This is a genomic window from Pseudarthrobacter siccitolerans (assembly GCF_001046895.1).
GTDB lineage: Bacteria > Actinomycetota > Actinomycetes > Actinomycetales > Micrococcaceae > Arthrobacter > Arthrobacter siccitolerans.
In genome coordinates this window covers 1-921 of the sequence record NZ_CAQI01000006.1, presented here as the reverse complement: position 1 = coordinate 921, position 921 = coordinate 1, and the positions used below count along the sequence as shown (strand labels likewise).

Here is a 921-nt window from a genome sequence, read left to right as displayed (position 1 = left end):
TAGGGCGTGTCTCCTTATTGGCGTAGCCAGATCAGGACCGAGTAGAGGGCGACCCCGGAGCGGTAGGTGATGGCGAGTTTGTCGTATCGGGTGGCGATGCTGCGCCATTGCTTGAAAATGTTGAAGGACTGCTCGACGACGGAGCGGCCTTTGTAGGCCTCGCTGTCGAAGTCCACCGGCCGGCCGCCGCGGGCGCCTTTGCGTTTGCGGTTGGCAATCTGATCCCGAGGTTCGGGTATGACTGCCTTAATTTTCCGGGCCCGCAAGAGTGAGCGGTTGGCTTTGGAGGAGTAGGCCTTGTCACCCATCACCGCGTCGGGGCGGGTCCTTGCCCGTCCCATGCCGGGGCGTGGAACCTTTATTGCGTCCATGACGTGTGGGAACATTCGTGAGTCTGAACCTTGACCTGGTCCAATGATGAAGGCCAGCGGCCGGCCTTTCCCGTCGCACGCGTGGTGGATCTTGGTGCCCAGTCCGCCCCGGGACCGTCCGACGGCGTGATCCTCAGGTTCGACCCAGAGTTTCTTGTAATTCGGGACGTCCCCCTGTGCTGCGGGGAAGGTTCGTCCCGTGCTGGTGGGCGCGGTTGATCGTCGAGTCCACCGACACCGTCCAGTCGATCTCACCGGCGGCGTAAGCCTCGGACAGCAGGACGGCGTGGATCCGGTCCCAAATCCCGTCCGCGGCAAAACGGCGGTGGCGTTTCCACACCGTCTGCCATGGACCGAACTGCTCCGGCAGGTCCCGCCAGGCGATCCCGCACCGATACCGGTACGCGATGCCCTCCACGACCTGACGGTGGTTCCGGAACGGACGCCCGCGTTGTCCGTCGGAGCTGGGCAGCAACGGCTCAACGCGGGCCCACTGTTCATCCGTAAAAACCTGGAAACGAGACACGCGCTCAAGTTTTCCAGTCAGCCG

At 63.4% G+C, this 921-nt stretch carries 1 protein-coding gene; it reads right to left on the bottom strand.

Features of this window, described 5'->3' with window-relative positions:
• Positions 1–14: 14 nt before the first annotated feature.
• Positions 15–897 (bottom strand): IS5 family transposase gene (locus ARTSIC4J27_RS21935; RefSeq protein ID WP_235436458.1). Its coding sequence is split into 2 segments (ribosomal slippage): positions 15–536 and positions 538–897, totalling 882 coding nucleotides; the frame shifts between segments, so codons are not numbered across the junction.
• Positions 898–921 lie beyond the last annotated feature (24 nt).